The 17,866-nt window shown below is 74.8% G+C and carries 13 protein-coding genes and 1 pseudogene; 7 read left to right on the forward strand and 7 right to left on the reverse strand.

Features of this window, described 5'->3' with window-relative positions:
• Positions 1 to 10: 10 nt before the first annotated feature.
• Positions 11 to 862, reverse strand: coding sequence for a MurR/RpiR family transcriptional regulator (locus ACQP04_RS26525; RefSeq protein ID WP_433503282.1), 852 nt, complete (start codon positions 860 to 862; stop codon positions 11 to 13).
• A gap of 60 nt (positions 863 to 922) precedes the next feature.
• Between ACQP04_RS26525 and ACQP04_RS26530 the strand changes: the two genes are divergently transcribed.
• A complete protein-coding gene (locus ACQP04_RS26530) occupies positions 923 to 1,702 on the forward strand; it encodes an alpha/beta hydrolase (protein WP_433503283.1) in 780 nt (259 codons plus the stop codon).
• Between the two features lie 93 nt (positions 1,703 to 1,795).
• Positions 1,796 to 2,800 carry an ABC transporter substrate-binding protein gene (locus ACQP04_RS26535; protein WP_433503284.1) on the forward strand — a complete coding sequence of 335 codons (1,005 nt, stop codon included), beginning with the start codon at positions 1,796 to 1,798 and terminating at the stop codon, positions 2,798 to 2,800.
• Between the two features lie 36 nt (positions 2,801 to 2,836).
• Here ACQP04_RS26535 and ACQP04_RS26540 read toward each other — a convergent pair whose 3' ends face one another.
• The 5 genes from ACQP04_RS26540 to ACQP04_RS26560 form a co-directional block, all read right to left on the reverse strand.
• Complete coding sequence (locus ACQP04_RS26540) at positions 2,837 to 4,246, reverse strand: RecX family transcriptional regulator (RefSeq protein ID WP_433503285.1); 1,410 nt, start codon at positions 4,244 to 4,246, stop codon at positions 2,837 to 2,839.
• 2 nt (positions 4,247 to 4,248) lie between these two features.
• The gene (recA, locus tag ACQP04_RS26545; protein ID WP_232873053.1) at positions 4,249 to 5,298 is read right to left on the reverse strand and encodes a recombinase RecA; all 1,050 of its coding nucleotides are present in this window, start codon (positions 5,296 to 5,298) and stop codon (positions 4,249 to 4,251) included.
• A 258-nt stretch (positions 5,299 to 5,556) separates the two neighbouring features.
• Positions 5,557 to 5,766, reverse strand: a complete 210-nt coding sequence (locus ACQP04_RS26550; RefSeq protein WP_433503286.1) for a DUF3046 domain-containing protein — start codon at positions 5,764 to 5,766, stop codon at positions 5,557 to 5,559.
• 37 nt (positions 5,767 to 5,803) lie between these two features.
• Positions 5,804 to 6,589, reverse strand: a complete 786-nt coding sequence (locus ACQP04_RS26555; protein ID WP_433503287.1) for an ABC transporter permease — start codon at positions 6,587 to 6,589, stop codon at positions 5,804 to 5,806.
• Positions 6,586 to 7,530: an ATP-binding cassette domain-containing protein gene (locus ACQP04_RS26560; RefSeq protein ID WP_433503288.1), complete on the reverse strand. Its 945-nt coding sequence runs from the start codon at positions 7,528 to 7,530 to the stop codon at positions 6,586 to 6,588. The genes ACQP04_RS26555 and ACQP04_RS26560 overlap by 4 nt, the downstream gene beginning before the upstream one ends.
• A 42-nt stretch (positions 7,531 to 7,572) precedes the next feature.
• Here ACQP04_RS26560 and ACQP04_RS26565 point away from each other — a divergent pair, with 42 nt between their 5' ends.
• Positions 7,573 to 8,295: a TetR/AcrR family transcriptional regulator gene (locus ACQP04_RS26565; RefSeq protein ID WP_433503289.1), complete on the forward strand. Its 723-nt coding sequence runs from the start codon at positions 7,573 to 7,575 to the stop codon at positions 8,293 to 8,295.
• A 4-nt stretch (positions 8,296 to 8,299) separates the two neighbouring features.
• Positions 8,300 to 9,577: a CoA transferase gene (locus tag ACQP04_RS26570; protein WP_433503290.1), complete on the forward strand. Its 1,278-nt coding sequence runs from the start codon at positions 8,300 to 8,302 to the stop codon at positions 9,575 to 9,577.
• Between the two features lie 29 nt (positions 9,578 to 9,606).
• Here the strand turns inward: ACQP04_RS26570 and ACQP04_RS26575 are convergent, their stop codons facing one another.
• The gene (locus ACQP04_RS26575; RefSeq protein ID WP_433503291.1) at positions 9,607 to 10,197 is read right to left on the reverse strand and encodes a TetR/AcrR family transcriptional regulator; all 591 of its coding nucleotides are present in this window, start codon (positions 10,195 to 10,197) and stop codon (positions 9,607 to 9,609) included.
• Between the two features lie 40 nt (positions 10,198 to 10,237).
• Between ACQP04_RS26575 and ACQP04_RS26580 the strand changes: the two are divergent.
• The 3 genes and pseudogenes from ACQP04_RS26580 to ACQP04_RS26590 form a co-directional block, all read left to right on the forward strand.
• A pseudogene (locus tag ACQP04_RS26580) lies at positions 10,238 to 11,020 on the forward strand (DMT family transporter); the annotation flags it as partial.
• A 91-nt stretch (positions 11,021 to 11,111) separates the two neighbouring features.
• Positions 11,112 to 15,989, forward strand: coding sequence for an ATP-dependent helicase (locus tag ACQP04_RS26585; RefSeq protein ID WP_433503292.1), 4,878 nt, complete (start codon positions 11,112 to 11,114; stop codon positions 15,987 to 15,989).
• A 136-nt stretch (positions 15,990 to 16,125) separates the two neighbouring features.
• Positions 16,126 to 17,085 carry an alpha/beta hydrolase gene (locus tag ACQP04_RS26590; RefSeq protein WP_433503293.1) on the forward strand — a complete coding sequence of 320 codons (960 nt, stop codon included), beginning with the start codon at positions 16,126 to 16,128 and terminating at the stop codon, positions 17,083 to 17,085.
• The last annotated feature ends 781 nt before the right edge of the window (positions 17,086 to 17,866 follow it).

Here is a 17,866-nt window from a genome sequence, read left to right on the forward strand (position 1 = left end):
CCGGCCGCGCTCACCGCCGGCGCGGGGCGTCCCGGCTCAGGTCGGCGCGCAGCCGGGTCAGGGTCTCGTCGGCCGCGACCACGGAGCGCTCGTCCCGGGCGGCGACCGCCAGGCACAACGCGTCCGTGAGGACCGCCGCGGTCAACCCCTCCCCCGTCACGTCGCCGAGGCCGTGCACGGCGTCGAGCACGACGTCGGCGCGGTCCCCGAAGGCTCCGCCCAGCGCGTCGGTGACCAGCACCGACCGGGCCCCGACGGCACGCACGTGGTCGAGCACCACTTCCGCGTCGACCGTGCGGCGGGCCGGGAGATAGAGCACCACCACCGCGTCCGGTCCGAGACCCACCAGGTCGTCGGCCAGCCGGAAGCCGACCGCGCCGGTGGCCCGGGCCCGCCGGCCGATGCGGGTCAGCCGCAGCGCGAGCGCCCGCGCGACCAGTTCCGACGGGCCGAGCCCGTAACCGACGACCTCACCCGCCTCCGCGAGCAACGCCACCGCCGCGTCGAACGCCGCCCCGTCGACGGCTGCGGCCGTGCGCGCCAGCCGCTCCGCGGCCTCCTCGAAGACCCGCTCGAGCAGTCCCGCCGAGGAGTCCGCGGCGACCCGCCGGACCTGCGCCGCCGGCCCCGTCGCCCCGACGACCCGGTCGGTGAGGCTCTGCCGCAGCTCCGGCAGGCCCGCGAAGCCGAGGGTCCGGGCGGTCCGGACCACCGTGGCGTCGCTCGTGCCGGCGCCCTCCGCGATCTGACCGGCGGACGCGAGGATCGCCTGCCGCGGGTGTGCGAGCAGGTAGTCGACGACGCGCTGCTCGGCCTCGGTGAGCCGCACCGCCCGCACCCGGGCCTCGAGCGAGTCCGGCATCGCACCACCTTCTGTAGCGCTCACTACATCTTTGGACAGCCTCACTGTAGTGTTCACGACATGACGACGGCGGGTACCGACGCGAAGGGGCCCAGCCCATTCTTCGCGGTACAGGCCGACCGGCGCTTCTCGTACTGCCTCTACGCCCCGGCCGCGCGCGGCCCGTTGCCCCTGGTCGTGGTCGTGCACGGGACCCAGCGGATGGCCGAGCGGTACCGCGACGCCTACCGCGGGTTCGCCGAGGAGCACGGCTGTCTGGTCGTGGCGCCGCTGTTCCCCGCGGGGGCGGACGAGCCCGGCGACCTCTCCGGCTACAAGCGCCTGGAGTTCCGCGGCACCCGCTACGACCTGGTCCTGCTCGCAATGCTCGACGAGATCGCGCTGCGGTACCCCGTCCGCACCGACCGCTTCCACCTGCACGGCTTCTCCGGGGGCGGGCAGTTCGCGCACCGCTTCGCCCTGCTGCACCCGGAGCGGCTGGCCTCGGTGTCCGTCGGCGCGCCGGGGCGGATCACGCGGATCGACCCCGGCACGCCGTGGTGGCTCGGCACCGCGGACGTCGAGGAGCGCTTCGGGCGCCGGCTCGACCTGCCGACACTGCGGACGGTGCCCGTGCAGATGGTCGTCGGCGACCGCGACCTCGACACCACCGAGATCGCCGAGCCGGGGATCGACGCCGGCGGCGCGACCCGGATCGACCGCCTGCGGAGCCTGCGGGCCAACTTCGAACGGCACGGGATCGGCGTCGACCTCGTGCTGCTGCCCGGCATCGGGCACCGCGGTCTCGAGGTCCAGCCGGCCGTCCAGCGGTTCCTCGCCGCGAGGCTGGGCGCCGGCTGACCCGACCGCACGGCCCCCCTCGACACCCCCGACACCCCCGGCCTCCCGGCTGACACCACCACCCACCACCTCCCCCGCACCCGGAGAGGTCCCATGTCCCGCATCACCCTGCGCCGCACGCTGCTGCCGGTGCTCCTGCTCGGGCTCGTCGCGGCGTGCGCGCAGCCCGCGCCCTCGCCGACCGGTTCCGGCAACACCGAGGTCGCCACCGGCGGCGCCCGGTTCTCCACCGCCGACGCCGCCACCGCCGCCCTGGGCGCCGACGTCGGTCCCGGCGTGTTCCCCCGCACGGTCACGCACGCCCGCGGGATCACCCGGCTCGAGGCCCGGCCGACCCGCGTGGTCGTGCTGGACACCGGTGAGCTCGACGACGTCCTCGCCCTCGGCGTGACCCCCGTCGGCCTGGCCAGTCCGGACGGGAAGGTCCCGCCCTACCTGGAGCCGAAGGTCGGCGGCGCCACCCGGCTCGGCACGCTCGACCCGCTCAATCTCGAGGCGGTCGCGGCGTTGAAGCCGGACCTGATCCTGGGCAGCCAGCTGCGGGTGGACCAGCTCTACGACCGGCTCACGGCCATCGCGCCCACGGTGCTGAGCATCCGGCCCGGCTTCCCGTGGAAGGAGAACCTGCGCCTGGCCGCGGCCGCCCTCGGCGAGGAGCAGAAGGCCGTCGACCTGCTCAACGCCTACCAGGGCCGGGCCGACGAGGTGCGCGCCGCGCTGGCCGGCGACCCGCCGACGATCTCGCTGGTCCGCTTCATGCCCGGCCGGCTCCGGCTCTACGGGAACCTGTCCTTCATCGGCGTGATCCTGCACGACGTCGGCCTCCCCCGGCCGCCGGTGCAGGACATCGACGAGCTGGCCACGGAGATCTCGGAGGAGCGGATCGACCAGGCCGCGGGCGACCGGATCTTCTACTCCAGCTACGGCGACCCGCAGACCACCGGAAAGGACGCCGTGGTCAACGGTGACCTGTGGTCCCGCATCCCCGCGGTGCAGGGCGGCCGGGCCCAGGAGGTCGACGACAGCGTGTGGTTCCTCGGGCTGGGCCCCACCGGCGCGAACCTGGTGCTCGACGACCTCATGCGGCTGCTGGGCTGAGGGCTGCTGGGCTGGGCGTCGGCTGCTGGGCGGCGCTCAGTCGAGGTCGGCGGGGCCGAGCTCGTCCTCCTCGGCCCCGTGCTCGGCGAGGGCGGTGCGGACGACCCGGTAGGCGATCGGCGGCGGGTAGCCCTTGCGGGCGAGCATGCCGAGCAGCCGGCGGCCGGCCTTCTGGCGGTCCTCGGGACCGGTCACGGTGAGGGTCCGCAGCCGCTTGTCGACGAGCTCGCGGGCGCGCTGCTCCTCGGCGGCGTCGTCGACCTCGGTCAGCGCCTCGTCGGCGACCTCCTTGGCGACGCCCTTGCGGCGCAGCTCCTGCGCGATCGCCCGCCGCCCGAGGCCGCGCGCACGGTGCCGCGAGCGGACCCACGCGTCGGCGAAGGCCTGGTCGTCGATGAGGCCGACCTCGTCGAACCGCTCGAGGACCTTCTCCGTGACCTCGTCGGCGACGCCCTTCTGGCGCAGCTTCGTGGCGAGCTCGTGCTTGGAGCGGGCGCGGTCGGTGAGCAGGCGCAGGCAGATCTCCTTGGCCGCGGCCTCCTGCTCCTCCGGGGACCGCGTGTCCTCGGCCGGCTCGCCCTCGGCTCCGCGTGTGGAGCCGCGGCGGCGTCCCCGGCGTCCCGCGTCGGAATCGCCCTGGGCGCGGCGCGAGCGACGCGTGCGGCGCTCGCCGGCACCCTCGTCGAACAGGCCCTCGTCGGACAGGCCGCTCTCGAAGGGACCGCTGCCGAACCGGTCACTGCCGGACGGGCCGCGGTCGGAGGGGTGGCTGCCGTCGGAGTGGCTGGCGTCGGGGCGCCCGCTGTCGGCGGTCGTGCCGCCCCGCGACCGCCGGGCCCCACGCGCCCCGTCGCTGCGCCGGCGCGGCTCGCGATCGGTCGACCGCGCGGATCCGCGTCCTCCCTCGGCGGGACCGGTACCGCCCGCGCGCCGGGCCCGCCGGATCCGGAGGTCTTCGAGGGAGAGGACCGTGGCCTGCTCCGCCGGCGCATCGAGCTCGCCCAGGTCCGCGGCCTCGTGTGCCACGGGCGCGCCGGGTTCGAGGGCGTCGAGGTCGACGAGCCCGATCCGCCGTTCCCGATCGGGGTAGGGTCCGGCGGTGCCGTCACGCGCCTCGGCAGGTCGGACGGCACCGACATCGGTCCGGGGAGGATCGGCCAGCCCGGAGTCCTGCGGCCCACGGTCGTGCGGCCCAGCCTCGCCCGACCCTGGGCCACTCGGCTCAGAGGCACTCGGCTCGGCATCGCCCGGACCGGCCACGAGGTCCGCGGCCGTCAGCCGGTCCTCGGCCGCCGGGCTCCGGAATTCCGCGGGGTCGAGATCGTCGAACGAGACGACCGGGACCGCCTCCCGCGAGGCCGGCTCGAGCTCGTCGGACGACATCCGGCGGCGGGCCGGCCGCAGGGGACGGAGCGGCCGACCCCCGTCCTCGCCGGAGGTCGCCACGGTCAGAAGTCGACGGGCGCGGGCAGCGGCTCGACCTGCTCGGCGTCGGCGTCGAGCACCGCGCCGATCCCGAGCTTCTCCTTGATCCGCTTCTCGATCTCCGCGGCGATGTCGGGGTTCTCCTTGAGGAACTTGCGGGCGTTCTCCTTGCCCTGCCCCATCTGGTCGCCCTCGTACGTGTACCAGGCGCCGGACTTGCGGATGATCCCCTGCTCGACGCCCACGTCGATCAGCGAGCCCTCGCGGCTGATGCCGACGCCGTACAGCACGTCGAACTCCGCCTGCTTGAACGGCGGCGCCACCTTGTTCTTCACGACCTTGACCCGGGTCCGGCTGCCGACCATGTCGGTGCCGTCCTTCAGGGTCTCGATGCGCCGGATGTCCAGGCGGACGGAGGCGTAGAACTTGAGCGCCTTGCCACCGGTCGTGGTCTCGGGGGACCCGAACATCACGCCGATCTTCTCGCGCAGCTGGTTGATGAAGATCGCGGTGGTGCCGGACGTGCTCAGCGCACCGGTGATCTTGCGCAGCGCCTGGCTCATGAGGCGGGCCTGCAGGCCGACGTGGCTGTCACCCATCTCGCCCTCGATCTCGGCGCGCGGCACGAGCGCGGCCACCGAGTCGATGACGATGACGTCCAGCGCGCCGGAGCGGATCAGCATGTCCGCGATCTCCAGCGCCTGCTCACCGGTGTCCGGCTGCGAGACCAGCAGCTCGTCCGTGTTCACGCCGAGCGCCTTGGCGTACTCCGGGTCGAGCGCGTGCTCCGCGTCGATGAACGCGGCGGTGCCCCCGGCGGCCTGCGCGTTGGCCACCGCGTGCAGCGCGACGGTGGTCTTACCGCTGGACTCCGGGCCGTAGATCTCCACGACCCGGCCGCGCGGGAGGCCGCCGACGCCGAGCGCCACGTCGAGCGCGATCGACCCGGTGGGGATCACGCCGATCGGCGGACGCGTGTCGTCCCCCAGGCGCATCACCGAACCCTTGCCGTGGTTCTTCTCGATCTGGGCGAGGGCGAGCTGGAGCGCCTTCTCGCGGTCGGGAGTGCTCATCTGACTACCTCGCTCGGTGCGGGACGGGCCTGTGTTCGCTGTGTTCGACGACTTCCGGGGAGCCACGGGGAGAACCGTATTGGGTCCCACCGACAGTTCCGGTACTCGCGCCCCTGCTGTGGACAACCGGGGCCGGGTGTGGACGCCACGGTATACGAACACGTGTTCGAGGCCGAGACCGACACGCCGATCGGCTACCCTGCCGCGCCGAGCGGCGCGCCCCCGCCCCGACCCGGCACGAGGGCGCGCGGGGGTCGGTCAGTCGTCCCGGCCCAGCCTGCGGTCCTCCGGCACGTCGTAGGCCTCACAGATCACCTGCCACACCCGCTTGGGGTCGATCCCGGCCTCGATGGCCTGCTCGGCGCTGCGGCCACCGAGCTCGGCGAACACGTGGTCGCGCGCCACCGAGCCCGCCCGCATCTCGCCGAACTCGTCGTGCATCAGGGTCCGGAACTGGCTCAGTCGCACCCCGCCGAGGGTAGTCACGCGCCCGCGCGACGGCGCATCACGCGCCCGCGCGACGGCGGAACAGCGCACCGCACGCCAGCACCCCGAGCAGGCCCAGCCCGCCCCACCAGGCCACCGCCAGCAGTGGGGACGTCCCCACCGGCGCGTCCAGCAGCAGCCCGCGGACCGCGTCGATCAGCGGCGTGACCGGCTGGTGCTCGGCGAACCCGCGCAGCACCGCGGGCATGGTCTCCGGCGGCACGAAGCCGCTCGAGACGTACGGCAGGAACAGCAGGACGAAGGACAACGCACCCGCAGCCTCCGCGCTCGCGACCAGCAGCCCGAACGCCGCCGACAGCGCCGACACCCCGGCCATCAGCAGCGCCAGCAGCCCCGCGACGACCAGCCAGTCGAGCGGCGACGCGGCCGGCCGGAAGCCGAGCAGCAGCGCCACACCGACGACCACCGCCGTCGACACCAGGTTGCGGGCCACGCTCGCGAGGACGTGCCCCACCAGGACGGCGGATCCGAGGACCGGCAGCGAGCGGACCCGGTCGACCACGCCCGTCGCCATGTCCTGGTTGACCCCGACGGCCGTCTGCGCCGAGCCGTGTGCCGCGCAGAGCACGATCACACCCGGCACCACGTAGGTCAGGTAGTCCGTGCCGCTCGCGCCGGTGGACATCGCGCCGCCGAACACGTACACGAACACCAGCAGGATCAGCACCGGCAGCACCACCGCGACGATCATCGCGTCGATGCTGCGGACCGAGTGCCGCAGCGAGCGGCCGAGGAAGGTGCCGACGTCGAGCAGCGGGCCGGGGACGGCGGAGCAGGCGGTCATGCCGGCACCGTCCCGGGGGTCGTCTCGGTGAGGGTGAGGAAGACGTCGTCGAGCGTCGGCCGGTGCACGGCCACCCGCACGACCGGGACGCCCGCCATCGCCTCCAGCAGCTCCCGCACGCCGGCGGCCGTGCCGTCCGTCGGGACGTGCACCGACAGGGCCTCGGCGTCCGCCCGGGCGGCGTATCCCCGCAGGTCGGCGACGGTCATCGCGCTGTCGAGCGCGGCCGCGTCCGGCAGCACGAGCTGGACGGTCTCCCCGCCGATCAGCGACTTGAGCTCGTCGGCCGTGCCCTCGGCGGCGATCCGGCCGCCGGCGAGCACCGCGACCCGGTCGGCCAGCCGGTCCGCCTCCTCGAGGTACTGCGTGGTCAGCAGCACGGTGACGCCCGACGCCGCCAGCTCGGCGACCGAGTCCCAGACGTCCCGGCGGCTGCGCGGGTCGAGCCCGGTCGTCGGCTCGTCGAGGAACAGCACCTCCGGCTCGTCGACCAGCCCGAGGGCGATGTCGAGCCGCCGGGCCATGCCGCCGGAGTAGGTGGACACGCGCCGGTCGGCCGCCTCCACCAGGTCGAACCGCTCGAGCAGGGCGGTCGCCCGCTCGCGCGCGGCCCCCTTCGTGAGGTGCCGCAGCCGGCCCATCATCACGAGGTTCTCGCGCCCGGTGAGCACCTCGTCGACCGTGGCGTGCTGGCCGGTGAGGCTGATCGCCCGCCGGACCGCCACGGGGTCGGTCCGCACGTCCCGCCCGGCGACCCGCACGCGTCCGGCGTCGGGGCGCAGCAGCGTGGCCAGGATCTTCACGGTGGTGGTCTTGCCGGCGCCGTTCGGACCGAGCAGCGCGGCGACGCTCCCCCGCGCCACGTGCAGGTCGATCCCGTCCAGCACCGACTTCGTCCCGAAGGACCTCCGGAGGCCCTCGACCTCGACTGTGTATGTCATACACTAAGTTTATGCTGTAAACATCGTTTAGGATCAAGCCCGATGGACGCGCTGTCGCCGCTGGAGGCGGTCTGGAAGGCCGGGCCCGGCACCGCGGGCCGGGAGGGGCTCTCGCTCGCCCGGATCGTGGCCGCGGCGATCGAGATCGCCGACGCCGAGGGTCTCGACGCCGTGTCGATGAGCCGCGTCGCGAAGACCCTCGGCTTCACGCCGATGTCCCTCTACCGGCACGTGGGCAGCAAGGAGGAGCTGCTCCTGCACATGCAGGACGGCGCCGTCGGGCCGCCGCCCGCGGAGCTCGCCCCCGCCCCGGACGCGGGCTGGCGGGAGTGCGTGGAGCGCTGGGCCTGGGCGACGGTGCACCGCATGCGCACCCACCCGTGGATCCTGCAGACCGTGCCGATGCTGGGCCCGCCGGCCACGCCGAACCAGCTGACCTGGCTGGAGTACGGGCTGCGCGCGCTGCGTCCCACGCCGCTCGCCGAACCGGAGAAGCTCTACGTGATCCTGATGCTCAACGCGCACACCTTCGGCGACCTGACCTTCCACGAGGCCGAGACGGCGGACACCCCGGAGGCGGCCTACGAGACGCTCTTCACCCGGTTCCTCGACCCCGCGCGCTTCCCCGCCCTGCTCGAGGCGTTCGCGAAGGGCGCCTTCGCGGAGGGCCCGGACCCGGCCGGGGACCGCGACGCCCAGTTCCGGTTCGGGCTGGACCGGATCCTCGACGGCGTCGCACGGCTGATCGGGAGCCGGGCAGGATGACGTCGTGATCGAGCAGGTCTGGGCCGCGCTCGGCGGCGACCCCGCGGAGCTCCCCCGGCTCACCACGACCGGGCCCGTACCCACGCTGAGCAGCCGGTTCCCCGTGACCGAGTTCGGCACGGCGACGATCGGGGCGGCCCTGCTCGCGGCCACGGCCGACACGGCCCGGCCCGTCGGGATCGACACCCGGCAGGCCGGCGTCGTGCTGCGCAGCGAGCGGTACCTGCGGCGGAACGGGGCGAGTCCGGGCAACCCGTTCGACCCCCTCTCCGCCTTCCACCCGACCGCCGACGGCTGGCTGCGGCTGCACGCGAACTACGCCTGGCACGCGGCCGCGGCCCGGCGGGTCCTGGACCTGACCCCCGACGCCGGTCTCGAGGAGATGCGGGCCGCGATCGCCGGCTGGCGCAAGGTCGAGCTGGAGACCGCGCTGCACGAGGCGGGCGGGGTCGCCGCGGCCACCCGGACCGAGGAGGAGTGGGCCGCCACCGACGCCGGGCGGGCCGCCCGGGCGCTGCCCCTGGTGGAGCGACGCGTGCTGGGCGAGGCGCCGCCACGACCGGCCCGCCGGGTCCGGGTGCTCGACCTGACACGCGTGATCGCGGGCCCGGTCGCCACGCGCGTCCTCGCCGCGCACGGTGCGGACGTGCTGCGCCTCGACCCGCCCCACCGCCCGGAAATGCCCGCGCAGGCCTGGGACACGCTGTCCGGCAAGCGGTCGGCGATCGCCGAGCTGCCTGCGGAGGACCTGCTCGCCGGCGCCGACGTCGTCGTGACGGGGTACCGGCCGGGATCGCTGGACCGCTTCGGGCTGGCCCCCGAGGAGCTGGCCGCGCGGCATCCCGGGCTCGTCGTCGTCACCTTGTCGGCGTGGGGGCACACGGGCCCGTGGGCAGGTCGACGGGGGTTCGACAGCCTCGTGCAGTCCGCCTGCGGCATCGGCGTCACCGAGGGCAGCCCCACCGCTCCGGGCGCCCTGCCCGCCCAGGTCCTCGACCACGCCACGGGCTACCTCGGCGCGGCCGGGGCCCTGCTGGCGCTCGCCACCCAGCGTCGGTCCGGCGGGACCCACCACGTCCGGCTCGCGCTCGCCGGCACGGCGGCGTTCCTGCAGGCCCTGCCCCGCACCGAACCGGGTGCCGAGGAGGTCGACCCCGCGCCCTACCTGGAGGAGCTCGGCCCGTTCACGCTCGCCTCGCCCCCGGGCACCGTCGACGGCGAGCCGCTGCACTGGCCCTCACCGGCGGACTACGGCGGCGCGCGGCCGGCGTGGCTACCCTGACCGGTATGTCCGATCCCACCGGCCTGTCGTCACCGGTCGGCCAGGCTGTGGTCGTGCTGATGCTCCTGGCCGCGCTCACCCTCCTGATCCGCTGGTGGGTACAGAACCGCAAGCGCTGACGCCCTGGCCCGGGCCGGCGCGTCGGGGTCGCCGCCCGCCGTCGCGAGCACCGTGGCCCCCTCGTAGAGCAGGTGCAGCGCGGCGCCGACTTCCTCCGGGTGCCCCTCCTCCCGCGCGCGGTCGACCAGGTACGCCCGCATCCACTCCTTCTCCGCGCGGATCACCGGCTCGGCCGGGTGCCCGGTTCCGCCGATCTCCGCGTAGGCGTTGACGAAGGCGCAGCCGCGGTCCTGCTCGCGCAGCCAGAGGGCCAGGACGTCGAACACGTCCTCCACCGGCCGCCCGCGCATGTGCTCGTGCAGGAACTCCTGCCACACCCCGGTGCGCCGCTCGAGGTAGAGCGCGACCAGCGCGTCCTTCGAGCCGAAGCGGTCGTAGAGCGTCTTCTTCGTGGTGCCGGCGGTCTCGGCGATGAGGTCGACGCCCACGGCCCGGATGCCGTGCCGGTAGAACAGCGCGGAGGCCGCCGCGATCAGCTTCTCGCCCGCAGGGGTGCTCATACACTGCGAGTATACCGACCGGTGTGGTTACTTCGAAACCATGAGACGAGACGCGGTTGCGGGCGCAGCGTTCGTGCTGTTCTGGAGCTCGGGGTTCGTCGGGGCCGAGCTGGGGACCGGCTACACCGGGGCGGACACGTTGCTGGCGTGGCGGTACGTGATCGCGGCGGCGGTGTTGTGGCTGGTCGTCGCCGTACGCCGCAGCCGGGTCCCGCGCGGGGCGCCCGCCCGCCAGGTCCTGCTCGGGACCCTCACCCAGGTCCTCTACCTCGGCGGCGTGGTGACGGGCGTGGGGCTCGGGGTGCCGGCGGGGACCGCGGCGCTGATGGCGGCGCTGCAGCCGTTGGTCGTCGCGACGGCGGCCGGCCGGTTCCTCGGCGAGCGCACGACCGCCCGGCAACGGGTCGGGCTGGCGGCCGGGCTGGCCGGGGTCGCGCTGGTGGTGGCGGGCGACCTGGGCCCGGGCACCGCCCCGGCCTGGGCCTTCCTGCTCCCGGTCGGCGGGATGCTGGCGCTGTCGGCCGGGACGGTGCTGGACCGCCGGATGCGGCCGCCGGAGAGCCCGCTCACCGCGATGGCGCTGCAGTCGACCACGGGCGCGGTCCTGTTCACCGCCGTCGCCGGCCTGGCCGGGCATCTGCAGCCGCCCGCCGAACCGGGCTTCTGGGGCGCGGTGGCGTGGGTGGTGGTGCTGTCCTCCTTCGGCGGCTACGGCACCTACCTGGTGGTCCTGCGCCGCAGCGGGGCGACCCGGGTGTCCGCGCTGCTCTACCTGACCCCACCGACGACGATGCTCTGGACCTTCCTGATGTTCGGCGAGGTCCCGGTCCTGCTCGCCGTCCCCGGCATCGCGCTGTGCGCCGTCGGGGTCCGGCTCGTGCTCGGCCGACGCGAAACTGTCGGTGCCCGGGCGCATGATGGGGACCGTGAGCTCGCTGGACGGTTTCTCCCCCGCCACCCGGGACTGGTTCCGGGGCGCCTTCGCCGCGCCCACGGCCGCCCAGGAGGGCGCGTGGAGCGCTGCCCAGGCGGGGCGCAACGCGCTGGTCGTGGCGCCGACCGGGTCGGGTAAGACGCTCGCCGCGTTCCTCTGGGCGCTGGACCGGCTGGCGTCGGAGCTGGTGCCCGAGGAGCGCACCCGGCGGTGCCGGGTGCTGTACGTGTCCCCGCTGAAGGCCCTGGCGGTCGACGTGCAGCGCAACCTGCGCGCGCCGCTCACCGGCATGCGGCAGGAGGCCCAGCGGCGCGGGGACCCCGTCCCGGACATCACGGTCGGCATGCGCACCGGGGACACCCCGGCGGACGAGCGGCGCCAGTTCGCCCGCACCCCGCCGGACGTGCTGGTCACCACCCCCGAGTCGTTGTTCCTGCTGCTCACCTCGGCGGCGCGCGAGTCGCTGCGCGGGGTGGAGACCGTGATCCTCGACGAGGTGCACGCGGTGGCGGCGACCAAACGCGGCGCGCACCTGGCCCTGTCCCTCGAGCGGCTCGACGAGCTGCTCGAGAAGCCCGCCCAGCGGATCGGCCTGTCCGCCACCGTGCGCCCGCTCGACGAGGTGTCGACCTTCCTGTCCGGCGCCCGGCCGGTCGAGGTGGTCCAGCCGAAGACCCCGAAGACGATCGAGGTCCGGGTCGAGGTCCCGGTGCCGGACCTCGCCGCGCTCGACGAGCGGCCGGCCCCGGGCAGCGCGGACGAGGAGGTCATCGGGTCCGCGGCCGGCGGCGCCCAGCGGCCCTCGATCTGGCCCGCGGTCGAGAAGCGGCTGCTCGACCTGGTGCGCGAGCACCGCTCGACCATCGTGTTCGCCAACTCGCGGCGGCTGGCAGAGCGGCTCACGGCGAAGCTCAACGAGCTGGCCGTCGAGGAGGCCGGGGAGGCCGTCGAGCTCGACCGCTTCCCCGCCGAGGCGATCGGCGAGTCCGGGGTGGGCGGCGGCGCACCGCCGGTGGTGGCCAAGGCGCACCACGGGTCGATGTCCCGCGAGCAGCGCACGCTCGTGGAGGAGGAGCTCAAGAGCGGGCGGCTGCCGTGCGTGGTCGCGACCTCGAGCCTCGAGCTGGGCATCGACATGGGCGCGGTCGACCTCGTGGTGCAGGTGGAGGCGCCGCCGAGCGTGGCGTCCGGGCTGCAGCGCGTCGGCCGTGCCGGGCACCAGGTCGGCGCGGTGTCGCAGGGCGTGGTGTTCCCGAAGTTCCGCGGGGACCTCGTCTCGTGCGCGGTCGTCGCCGAGCGGATGACCGGCGGGGCGATCGAGTCCATGCGCTACCCGCGCAACCCGCTCGACGTGCTGGCCCAGCAGGTCGTCGCCATGGTCGCGATGGACCCCTGGAAGCTCGACGAGCTGGCCGCCGTCGTCCGCCGGGCCGCGCCCTTCGCCGCCCTGCCGGACTCGGCGCTGCACTCGGTCCTGGACATGCTGGCCGGGCGCTACCCCTCCGAGGAGTTCGGCGAGCTGCGGGCCCGGATCACCTGGGACCGGGTCACCGACGAGCTGCGCGGCCGGCCCGGCGCGCAACGCCTGGCGGTCACCTCCGGCGGCACGATCCCCGACCGCGGCCTGTTCACCGTCATGACCCCGGGCGGGGCCGACGGCGCGGGATCGCGCGTCGGCGAGCTCGACGAGGAGATGGTCTACGAGTCCCGGGTGGGCGACACGTTCCTGCTCGGCACGTCGAGCTGGCGGGTCGAGGACATCACGCACGACCGCGTGATCGTCACGCCCGCGCCCGGCGAGCCGGCGCGCATGCCCTTCTGGAAGGGCGAGTCGATCGGGCGGCCGCTGGAGCTGGGCCGGGCGGTCGGGAAGTTCGTCCGCGAGATGGCCGGGCTGGCGGACGAGGAGGCCCGCACCCGGGCGGCCGCGGCCGGGCTGGACGAGTGGGCCACCGACAACCTGCTCTCCTACCTGCACGAGCAGCGCGAGGCCACGCGGCACGTGCCGAGCGACCGCACGATCCTGGTCGAGCGGTTCCGGGACGAGCTGGGCGACTGGCGGCTCGTGGTCCACTCCCCCTTCGGTTCGCAGGTCAACGGGCCGTGGGCGCTCGCCATCGCGGCCCGGATGCGGGAGAAGCGCGGGGTCGAGGTGCACGCGGCCGGGGCGGACGACGGGATCGTGCTGCGCCTGCCCGACGCGCTCGACGACAGCGGCGGCGAGGTCGTGCCCACCGCCGAGGACGTGCTGCTCGAGCCCGGCGAGGTCGAGCAGATCGTGGTGGCCGAGCTGGGCAACTCGTCGCTGTTCGCCTCGCGGTTCCGCGAGTGCGCGGCCCGGGCGCTGCTGCTCCCCCGCCGCGACCCGAAGCGGCGCAGCCCGCTGTGGCAGCAGCGGCAGCGTTCGGCGCAGCTGCTGGCCGTCGCGGGCAGGTTCGAGCAGTTCCCGATCACGCTCGAGGCGATGCGCGAGTGCGTGCAGGACGTCTACGACCTGCCGGGCCTGCGCGAGCTGATGTCCGACGTGGAGTCGCGGAAGGTCAAGGTGGTCGAGGTGGCCACCCCGCAGCCCTCGCCCTTCGCGCGCAGCCTGCTGTTCGGCTACATCGGCATGTTCCTGTACGAGATGGACGCACCGCTGGCCGAGCGCCGCGCCGCCGCCCTCTCGCTGGACTCCACACTGCTCGCCGAGCTGCTGGGATCCGAGGCGATCCGCGAGCTCCTCGATCCCGAGGTGCTCGCCGAGGTCGAGGCGTCGCTGCAGCGCACGACGGCGGACCGGCACGCGCGCGACGCGGAGGGCGCGGCCGACCTGCTGCGCTTCGTCGGCGACCTGTCCGAGGCGGACGGTCGGGCCCGCGGTGTCGAGCCCGCCTGGTTCGCCGAGCTGGAGGCGCAGCGTCGGGCGATCCGGGTGCGGATCGCCGGCGAGGAGCGGTTCGTCGCGATCGAGGACGCGGGCCGCATCCGGGACGCGCTGGGCGCGCCGCTGCCCGTCGGCGTGCCGGAGACCTTCACCGAGCCGGTCCCGGACCCGCTCGGCGACCTCGTGCTGCGGTACGCGCGGACGCACGGCCCGTTCACGGCCGCGGAGTGCGCGACCCGGTTCGGGCTCGGCGTCGCTGTGGTGGCCGGGGTGCTCGACAGGCTGACCGGCGTCGGACGGCTGGTCCGCGGCGAGCTGCGCCCGCAGGCCGCGGGCGGCGGCGAGGGCTCGGTCGAGTACTGCGACGCCGAGGTCCTGCGCCGGCTGCGCCGCGCCTCGCTGGCGCGGCTGCGGGCCGAGGTCGAGCCCGTGGAGCAGCGCGCGCTGGGTCGTTTCCTGCCCGTGTGGCAGGGCGTGCGTACCCACGCCGGTGGCGAGCGGCGCGGCCGCATGCGCCGTGCCCCCGGCGCGGAGGACGTGCTCGGCGTGGTCGAGCAGCTGGCCGGGGCACCGCTGCCGGCGAGCGCACTGGAGTCGCTGATCCTGCCCGCCCGGCTGCCGGGCTACACCCCCGCCCTGCTCGACGAGCTCACCGCGGCCGGCGAGGTCACCTGGACCGGGTGCGGGCCGTTGGCCGGCAGCGACGGCTGGCTGGCGGTGGCCCCGGCCGACGTCGCGGACCTGCTGCTGCCCGAGCCCGAACTCGAGGTCGCCGGCACGCCGCTGCACCGGGCGCTGCTCGCCGCCCTCGGGCTGCCCGAGCTCGGCGAGCCGGCGGTGGGCGGCGGCGCTCTGTTCTTCCGCCAGCTCGCCGACCAGGCCGGCCGCACGCTCGTGGCGGAGGGCGAGGAGGCTCCGACCGACGACGCCACGGTCACCGCGATCTGGGACCTCGTCTGGGCGGGGCTGCTCACCAACGACACGCTGGGCCCGCTGCGGGCCCGGCTGGGCGGTGGCGGGCGGGGCTCCGGCGGCCGCGGCGGGCCCGCGCACCGGACCCGGCGCAGCGCCTCCCGCGGGCGGTATGCCCAGCTGCGCGCGGGCCGCCCGCAGATGCCGAGCCGCACGGGGCCGCCCTCGGTGGGCGGCCGGTGGGCGCTCGCGGTGGACCGCGAGCCGGATCCCACGCGTCGGGCGCACGCCCGGGCCGAGGCGTTCCTCGAACGGCACGGCGTGCTGACCCGGGGTGCACTGGGCACCGAGCGGGTCACCGGCGGCTTCGCCGCGGTCTACAAGGTGCTGCGGGCGATGGAGGACTCCGGGCGGGTGCGGCGCGGGTACGTCGTCGAGGGTCTGGGGGCGGCGCAGTTCGCCGTGCCGGGGGCGATCGACCGGATCCGGGCCCTGTCCAGCCCGGACGGGAGCCCCGCGGCGAGCGGATCGGCGGCGGGCACCGCAGCGGTCGGCTCCGCGCCCGGTGCGGACGGGCGGTCGAGCGGACTCGAGGACTTCTCCGCGGACGGCTCCGAGGGCTTCCCGGAGGAGGGCGGCGGCCCCCACCCCGACGGGCGGCACTTCGCCGGCGCGGGCCGCGCACCCCACGACGCAGGCGGCGGCTCGGGGTTGTCACGGGTGGTGCTGGCGGCGGCCGACCCGGCCCAGCCGTACGGCGCGGCGCTGTCGTGGCCGGCGACCGTCGGCGACTCGAAACACCGGCCCGGGCGCAAGGCGGGCGCGCTGGTGGTGCTGGTGGAGGGGGCGCCGGCGCTGTACGTCGAGCGCGGCGGCAAGTCCCTGCTGTCCTTCACGACTGAGTACGACGAGCTGTCGGCGGCCGCGCACGCGCTGGCCGGCGCGGTGCACGAGGGATGGCTCGGCACACTCGCGGTCGAGCGCGCCGACGGCGGCGGGGCCCTGGGCTCCGAGCTCGCCGAGGTGCTCACCGAGGCCGGCTTCCGCGTCACCCCGAAGGGCCTGCGCCTCCGGGCCTGAGAGGCGCCCACGACCACGCGCCGGGTCCTCCCGGCCGTACCCGCACGAGCGATCGTTCAGGCTTCCGGCGGATGCAGGCGACCGCATCAGCGACGATGATCGGGTCACCGACTCCGATGCCGTGGGAGGCCCGACCGTGACGACCGTCGAGTACGACTTCGACCCCGAGCTCGCCGCCGCCATCCCGGTGCTGCCGGTCCTCGACGTCAGCGACCTGCCGGCCGCACGTGCCGTGCTGACCGGTCTTCGCGCCCAGCTGCCCGCGCCGGACGAGACGGGCGTGACGGTGACCGAGATCCTGGTTGCGGGACCCGAGGGTGCGCCCGACGTGCCGCTGCGGATCTACCGGCCCGACGAGCCCGCGGGGCCGGCGGGCATCTTCGACGTGCACGGCGGCGGCTTCATCATGGGCGACCTCGAGGGCAGCCACGCCAGCAACATCGCGATCGCCCGGGACGTCGGCGCGGTGCTGGTCACCGTGGACTACCGGCTCGCGCCCGAGCACCCCTTCCCGGCCGGCCTCGAGGACTGCTACGCCGGGCTGGTCTGGTTCGCCGAGCACGCCGAGGAGTTCGGCGTCGACCCCGACCGGATCGCGCTCCACGGGATCAGCGCGGGCGGCGGGCTGTGCGCCGCGCTCGCGATGCTGGCCCGGGACCGCGGCGGACCGGCGATCGCCTTCCAGTACCTGGGCGTCCCCGAGGTCGACGACCGGCTGGAGACGCCGAGCATGCGCGCCTTCACCGACACCCCGATCTGGAACCGGCCCAACGCCGTCGTGAGCTGGGACTCCTACCTCGGCGAGGGCGTGCGGGGCACGGACGCGGTCCCGCCGTACGCGGCTCCGGCGCGGGCGACCGACCTGAGCGGCCTGCCGCCGGCCTACGTCTCGGTGATGGCGTTCGACCCGCTGCGCGACGAGGGCATCGCCTACGCGCTGGCCCTGCAGACGGCCGGCGTCCCGGTGGAGCTGCACCTGTTCCCGGGGACCTTCCACGGCTCGTCGCTCATCGAGGACGCCACGATCTCGAAGCGGGAGGCCGCCGAGCGGGTCGCGGTGCTCCGGCAGGCCCTGGAGCTGCCCCGGCTCGACTGAGCCCACCCGGGATCAGGGACGCCGATCCGCGGCCAAACGGCCCGAATCTCAGTGCCACGTGAGCTCCTTTGCCACGTCGTTCCCGCGGGACTCGTGCGTCGCCGTCGTTGTGGGTGGACCGTGACACAGGCCGTCGACACGCGGACGTTCTCGTTCGGCACAGACCGCCGGTTCATCGAGGGTAGGGGCCGACCGAGAGGGAACTGTGACCGGAAGGCGGAGATCGGGCGCGAGCTACGTGACCGTGGGCGGCCGCGCCGCGAAACCGCCGGCGAGGTGGTCGAGCGTCACGCCGACCCGGGGGACAGGCACCTCGACTTGGGGAAGACCGCGTAGACGTCCGCTCTGGGCTAGGAGTGGGGGCGTCCCGAAGGACTTGCACGAGCAACCCAGGGGCGAGAAGCGGCGCAACCTGACAAAGCGAGCGCATGACCAGGCCATGCCCGGCGAGACACTGTCGGTCGCCGTGTCGCCGTGTCGCCGTGTCGCCGTGTCGCCGTCGTCGGTCGTCATGGTGCCGTCGACACGTACGGTGCGTCGTTCGTCCCGAAGCGCCACAACTGCAGTCGCCTCGTTCTCACGAACGACGATGCACCGTTGGCCTGCCCTCGGCGAAACCCCATCGCTTACCGGATGGCGACGCGCAAGGGGCAACTGTCAGCCGGAAGGCACCGCGCCGATCGCATTGTTGATCAGTGTCACGGCGAGTTCGCGTGCATCCTCGAACGGCTGCGCGTCGTTGAGAGATGTAGCGAGGGCGCGCGCCCTCGAAGAGGACAGC

The organism is Pseudonocardia halophobica (genome assembly GCF_050948485.1).
Taxonomy (GTDB): Bacteria; Actinomycetota; Actinomycetes; order Mycobacteriales; family Pseudonocardiaceae; genus Pseudonocardia; species Pseudonocardia halophobica.